The sequence below is a fragment of the Actinacidiphila sp. bgisy167 genome, assembly GCF_057707665.1.
In genome coordinates this window covers 1-6,409 of sequence record NZ_JBYIQP010000149.1, presented here as the reverse complement: position 1 = coordinate 6,409, position 6,409 = coordinate 1, and the positions used below count along the sequence as shown (strand labels likewise).

Annotated in this window: 4 protein-coding genes and 2 pseudogenes; 3 read left to right on the top strand and 3 right to left on the bottom strand. The window is 73.7% G+C overall.

The features are described from left to right. Positions 1-73 precede the first annotated feature (73 nt). Positions 74-1,306, bottom strand: a complete 1,233-nt coding sequence (locus AC3ET4_RS30000; protein ID WP_431954985.1) for an NAD(P)/FAD-dependent oxidoreductase — start codon at positions 1,304-1,306, stop codon at positions 74-76. A 343-nt stretch (positions 1,307-1,649) separates the two neighbouring features. Here AC3ET4_RS30000 and AC3ET4_RS29995 point away from each other — a divergent pair, with 343 nt between their 5' ends. Both AC3ET4_RS29995 and AC3ET4_RS29990 read left to right on the top strand, forming a co-directional pair. Continuing rightward, positions 1,650-4,064: a SpoIIE family protein phosphatase gene (locus AC3ET4_RS29995; RefSeq protein ID WP_431954983.1), complete on the top strand. Its 2,415-nt coding sequence runs from the start codon at positions 1,650-1,652 to the stop codon at positions 4,062-4,064. Between the two features lie 146 nt (positions 4,065-4,210). Further along, complete coding sequence (locus tag AC3ET4_RS29990) at positions 4,211-4,858, top strand: dihydrofolate reductase family protein (protein ID WP_431954981.1); 648 nt, start codon at positions 4,211-4,213, stop codon at positions 4,856-4,858. 87 nt (positions 4,859-4,945) lie between these two features. Here the strand turns inward: AC3ET4_RS29990 and AC3ET4_RS29985 are convergent. Beyond that, positions 4,946-5,368: pseudogene (locus tag AC3ET4_RS29985) on the bottom strand (LuxR C-terminal-related transcriptional regulator); the annotation flags it as partial. 126 nt (positions 5,369-5,494) lie between these two features. Beyond that, the gene (locus AC3ET4_RS29980; RefSeq protein WP_431954987.1) at positions 5,495-5,731 is read right to left on the bottom strand and encodes a hypothetical protein; all 237 of its coding nucleotides are present in this window, start codon (positions 5,729-5,731) and stop codon (positions 5,495-5,497) included. On the opposite strand from AC3ET4_RS29980, the pseudogene AC3ET4_RS29975 reads away from it, so the two are divergent. After that, a pseudogene (locus AC3ET4_RS29975) lies at positions 5,642-6,409 on the top strand (hypothetical protein); the annotation flags it as partial. The gene AC3ET4_RS29980 and the pseudogene AC3ET4_RS29975 sit on opposite strands and share 90 nt — an antisense overlap.

Below are 6,409 nucleotides of genomic sequence, written 5' to 3'. Positions count from 1 at the left end.
CCCCCCCCCCCCCCCCCCCCCCCCCCCCCCCCCCCCCCCCCCCCCCCCCCCCCCCCCCCCCCGCGGCCGGTTCTCAGGCGCGGACGCTCTCCAGCGGCACCTGCGGATCGGCGAGGCGCGTGTCGTCGACCTCGGCGCGCGAGGTGATCAGCTCGCGGACCGGCTCGACGACGTCCCACACATTGACGTTCATGCCGGCCAGTACACGGTCACCGGACATCCAGAAGGCGACGAACTCCCGGGCCGCCTTGTCCCCGCGGAAGACGACGCGGTCGTAACCTCCGGGCTCCACGTAGCCGACGTACTCCATGCCGAGGTCGTACTGGTCGGTGTAGAAGTACGGCAGCCGGTCGTAGACGGCGTCGCCGCCGAGCATGCCCTGCGCGGCCGTGGCCGGCTGGTTCAGCGCGTTGGCCCAGTGCTCGACGCGGATGTGGCGCTCGAGGAACGGGTGGTAGGCGTTGGCGACGTCGCCCGCGGCGAAGACGTTCGGCGCCGAGGTGCGCAGATGCGCGTCGGTGACGACGCCGTTGCGCACTTCCAACCCGGCCGCCTCGGCCAGCCGCGTGTCGGGGGTGACGCCGACGCCCACGACCACGGCGTCCGCGGGTACATGGGTGCCGTCGGCGAGCCGGACGCCGTCCGCTCGTCCGCCGCTGCCGGTGATGCCCTCCACCCGCACGCCGTGGCGCAGCACCACGCCGTGGTCGGTGTGCAGGGCCGCGAACACCTCGGCCGCCTCTCGTCCGAGCACCCTGAGCAGCGGCAGCTCCTCGGCCTCCAGCACCGTCACCTCCGCCCCGGCCTGCCGCGCGGCCGCGGCGGTCTCCAGGCCGATCCACCCGGCTCCGATGACGACGATGCGCGCGCCCTCGGTGAAGGCGGCCTTGAGCCGCTCGCTGTCGCCCACGCGGCGCAGGTAGAGCACGTTGTCCAGGTCCGCCCCGGGGACGGTCAGGAGGCGGGGGGCCGCACCGGTGGCCAGGAGCAGCTTCGTGTAGGGCATGCGCCGCCCGCCGTCGAGCTCCACCTGCCCGGCCCCCACGTCGAGCCCGGTCACCGTGGTGCCGAGCCGCAGGTCGACGTCGTGCTTGTCGTACCAGTCGTCGGGGTGGACGAAGATCGAGTCGCGGGTCTCCTTGCCCGTCAGATAGCCCTTCGACAGCGGAGGGCGGATGTAGGGCTTGTCTCGTTCGTCGCCGATGAGGACGAGTCGGCCGTCGTAGCCGTTCTCCCGCAGAGCCTCCACCGCCTTGCCCGCGGCCAAACCGCCTCCGACGATCACGAAAGTGTTCTCAGGGGACACGATGCACCTCATCTCGGATGTCGCACGCTGCGAACCACGTACGGAGAGTCAACCACCAGACCGCCGGGCGTCCCCTGGTGTGACACCGCCGACGTGTCGGCGTACCGCTCGGGTGCCCCCGCGGCAGCCGGCCCCGCGGGTCGTACCGCCCCTGGGGCGGAAGGCGGATGCCGGGCGAGGCCGGCGGACACGACGTCCGGGCGTGCCGCTGTCACAGATCCGCATGCTGCCCGGTCTGACCCCCGGATCGCCCATATCGGGCAATCCGGCCAGTTGTCCGACGACGAGACCCCGAGGGCAAGACTCGATGACCTGCACAGACACGGTGACGGCCGGAAAACATGTGAACACACCGGGGATATCAGACTCCGCCTTCGCGGTCTTCGACGAGCAGGGGACCGTCGTCGCCTGGACGCCGGCCGCCGAGCGCCTGGTCGGATTCGCCGCCGGCGACGTCGTCGGCCTCTCCGCCGCACTCGTGCTGCCGTCCTTCGGGCAGGCTCCGTCGATGGCGGCCTTCACCGAGCAGTGCCGTGCCGAGAACGGCTGGGCGGGCACGGCGGCGGTGACCCACCGCGAGGGCCGGGTGATCGACGTCAGCCTGCGGATCACGATGCTGCGGGGCCTGAACGGGGCGACGCGCTGGCTCACGACCCTGACCGACACCGGCGCGCTCTCCGGGGACGCGGCGAGCGGAACCGTGTGGGGCCCGCTGCTCGCCCGAGCGCCCATCGGAGTCGTCCTGCGCGACCGGCAGTTGCGCTGCGTCTTCGCCAACGACGTGATGGAGGAGCACGACGGCATCCCGCGCGACCAGCGACTCGGGCGCCGGTTCGTCGACGTGCTCGCCGGCGCCAAGGCGGGCGCGCTGGAGACGGTGATGCGCCAGGTGCTCAAGAGCGGCGCCACCAAGGTGCACGAGTACCGTACGTGGCTGCCGGTGAGCAGGGGCCGGGAGCATCCATTCGCCGCCTCGTTCCACTGCCTGCAGGACGCCGCCGGCGAATCGCTCGGGGTCTGCGTCATCAGCGCCGACGTCGTCGAGAGCAGGATGGCGCGCGAACGCCTGGCCGCCGTCGGCGAGGCCAGCGCACGGCTCGGCACCAACCTGGACGTGATGCAGACCAGCCAGGAACTGGCCGACCTCGCCGTGCCGCTGCTCGCCGACGTCGTCGCGGTGGACCTCGAGCAGTCGGTGCCGTTCAGCGAGGGACCGCCGGCGCGCATCGACCCGTCCGGCGCGCACCCGCGCGTGCTGCGGCGCACCGGGCTGGCCTCCACCCTCCCGGGGGCCCCGGAATCCGCCTGGGCGCGCGGCGAACTGGTCCCCGTACCGCCCCGCTCGCCCTTCTCCGCCGTGCTGAGCACGGGCACCTCCCATCTCGAGCCGATCCTGGACGTCGCCCCGGGACTGTGGGTCGACCACGACCCGGCCCTCGCCGGAAGGATCCGCGACAACGGCGCGCACTCGCTGATGGTCGTCCCGATCCGCGCCCGGCGGGCCCTGCTGGGTCTCGTCCTGTTCCTCCGCACCACGGACCTGGAGCCGTTCCAGGAGGTCGACCTGCTGCTGGCCGAGGAACTCGTGCGGCGGGCGGCGGTGGCACTGGACAACGCGCGCCAGTACGCACGCGAGCACACCGCGGCCCTCACCCTGCAACGCAACCTGCTCCCACGCCGGTTGAAGGGCGGCATGGCCGTCGACACGGCATCGCGCTATCAGCCCGCCGACATGGACCACGGCGTCGGCGGCGACTGGTTCGACGTGATCCCGCTCTCCGGCGCACGGGTCGCCCTCGTCGTCGGCGACGTCGTCGGCCACGGGCTCCACGCTGCGGCGACCATGGGCACGCTCCGCGCCGCCGTCCGCACCCTGGCCGACATGGAACTGCCCCCCGCCGAACTGCTGCACCGTCTCGACGACACGGTCCAGCGCCTCGTCGAGGAGGACACCGACGCCGCCGACCAGACGCCCGCCGTCGTCGGCGCCACCTGCCTGTACGCGGTGTACGACCCCGCCACCCGCGCATGCGCCATGGCTCGGGCCGGGCACCCGCCGCCCGCGATCGTCGACCCCGAGGGCCGGGTCTCCTTCCCCGAACTCCCCACCGGGGCGCCGCTGGGCATCGGACTCGGGGACCCCTTCGCGGAGGTGGAGATGGTGCTGCCCGAGGGGAGCCTCATCGCCCTCTACAGCGACGGCCTGATCGAGAGCCGCGACGACGACATCGAGGAAGGGATGCACCGCGTCGCCGCCGCCCTCGCGGATCCGCGCCGCTCCCTGGAGGAGCTCTGCACCCGTGCGACGGCCGGCCTCCCGGCGCACGCGCCCTGCGACGACGTCACCCTGCTCCTGGTCAGGACCCGCGCACTGCGCCCGGCCCAGGTCGCCTCCTGGACCCTGCCGTGCGACGAGAGCGCCGTCTGCCGCGCCCGGCGCCTGGCGGCCGACCAGCTGACCTCATGGGGCCTGGACGGACTCGAGCATTCCACGCGGCTGCTCGTCAGCGAGCTGGTCACCAACGCCGTACGGCACGGCGCCGGCCCCATCGACCTCCGCCTGATCCGCCACCAGGCCCTGACCTGCGAAGTGTTCGACACCGGCGTCTGCGCCCCACGTCTGCGCACCGCGCGCGGCACGGACGAGAACGGCCGCGGGCTCTTCCTCGTCGGCCAGCTCTCCCGCCGCTGGGGGACCCGTTCGGCGGCCGAGGGCAAGGTCGTCTGGGCCGAACTGGACCTGGCCGCAGCCGCGTAGTCAGCTGCCTGCAGGGCGCCGTACCAGCGTGAAGCGCGCCGTTCGGGCGGCGGTCGCCCGTGTCCTCCGACCGGTCACGCGACGCGCGATGAGTTCTCGCGGCCCGGAGAGTCTCCTTACCGTTGCCGACGACACAGGAGGAGCACATGCCCCAACTTCTGAGGGTCCAGAACTTCATGGTCTCGAGTGACGGGATCGGTGCCGGAGAGGACCAGAGCCTCGAGCATCCCTTCGGCGGGGGCATCGACCCGGCGAGGATGTTCGCCTGGGCCGGCGCCACGGCGAGCTGGCCCGGGCGCACCGATCCCGGCGGGAGCAGGGGCCTCGACGACTACTTCACACGGGATTTCAGGAACGGTATCGGCGCCGAGATCATGGGCCGCAACAAGTTCGGGCCCCAGCGCGGGCCCTGGAACGACCACGAATGGCGCGGCTGGTGGGGTGACGAGCCCCCGTTCCACACCCCCGTGTTCGTCATGACGCACCACAAGCGTCCTTCGTTCACGCTCTCCGACACCACGTTCCACTTCGTCGACGGCGACCCGGCCGCGGTCCTGCGGCAGGCCCGGGAAGCGGCGCAGGGCAAGGACGTCCGGCTCGGCGGCGGAGTCACCACCGTCCGTCAGTTCCTCGACGCCGACCTGGTCGACACCCTGCACGTGGCGGTCTCGCCGGTGAAGTTCGGGTCCGGGCTGAGGCTCTGGGACTCGCCCGACGAGCTGCTCGACCGGTTCCACCTGGAGGTCGTGCCCAGCCCGAGCGGCGTGACGCACCACCTGTTCTGGCGGAGGTGAGGCGGTCTCGGATCGGCCCCGGCCCGGCTGTCCGCGGCCCGGGGCCGCCCTGGGGACGCCCCCGCCTCGCGCGGTCAGCCGGCCCGCTCAGGCCCGCAGATAGGCGAGGACGGCCAGGACACGGCGGTGGGTCGAGTCGGCCGGGGGCAGGTCGAGCTTGGTGAGGATGCTGCCGATGTGCTTGCCCACGGCCGCATCGGAGACGACCAGGTGGCGGGCGATCGCGCCGTTCGACCTGCCCTCCGCGACCAGCGCCAGCACCTCCCGCTCGCGCGGGGTGAGCCGCTCCAGCGGATCGCGGCGGCGGCGCAGCAACTGCCGTACGACCTCGGGGTCGACGACGGTGCCGCCGGCCGCGACCTCGCACAGCGCCCCGACGAACTCCTCGACCTGGCCGACCCTGTCCTTCAGCAGGTAGCCGAGGCCCGTCCCGTCGCCGGAGTCCAGCAACTCGGCGGCGTAGGCGCGCTGTACGTACTGGCTGAGGACGAGCACGGGCAGGGCGGGCCGAGAGGCCGTGCCGTGCTGACTGTCGCCCTGCGCACTCTGCGCACCCGCTGGGTCACCTTCGCCGGCAGCTTCGTCGCGCTGGCGCTGGGCGTCGCGCTGCTCACCGCGACGGGCCTGGTCCTCGCCTCAGCCCAGGAGGCGCCCGAACGCCGGCCGGAGCGCTTCGCCGCGGCGCCGGTCGTGGTCCGCGGCCAGGACACGGTGCGGGTGCCGACGCCGCGGGGCGAGGGCAGCCGACCACTGGCCCGGCCGCGTGCCGTCCCCGCCGCAACCGTGGCGGGCCTGCGGCGGCTCGGCCGGGTCGTCGAGGACCGCGCCTTCCCCGTACGGGCCGAGGGCGGACCCGGCGGGCTCGTCGGACACCCCTGGTCCACCGCCGCCTTCGCGCCGTACGGGCTCACGGCGGGACACGCGCCCCGCGCCGCCGACGAGGTCGTCGTCACCGGTGACTGGGCCGAGCCGGGCGGAGCGCGTGCGTACCGACCGGGGCACCGTGCGCGTCGTGGGGACCGTGGCCGACCTCGGGTTCGAGGACGCCGTGTTCTACACCGACCCCCACGCCGCCCGACTGAGCCCCGCCAGTGTGCAGTTGGTGGTCGACGCGGACGCCAGCGCGGTGCGGGAAGCGGTCCGCGGCAGTGGCGCCCGGGTCCTCACCGGGAGCGACCGCCGGTACGCAGACGCCGACCCCGGCCGGGACGACACGGCGGTGACCGCGCTGAACGCCCTGTTCGGCACCGCCGGGGGCGTGGCCGCCTTCGTGACGGTGTTCGTCGTGGCGTCGACGTTCGCCTTCGCGGTCCAAGGCCCACGAGGCGCGCGAGCGCACCGCCGCCGCCTTCGTCGTCACCGCGCCGCCCGGCACGGGCTTCGGCGCCCGGACCCTGCAGCGCCTGCGCGGCGTCCCCGGGACGCAGGTCGCGCCGAGTGCGTCGAGCGAGGTGTACGTCCTCGAGGACGGCCCGGCACCGGTCAGGTCGCAGGCGCGTGCCGCCGACCCGGTGGCCCTCGCCGCCACTGCCCGGCTAGAACTGCTCTGAT

Excerpts from the sequence above, each read along its gene's own strand:
- AC3ET4_RS29990 (WP_431954981.1), top strand. The coding sequence starts at position 4,211 with ATGCCCCAACTTCTGAGGGTCCAGAACTTCATGGTCTCGAGTGACGGG.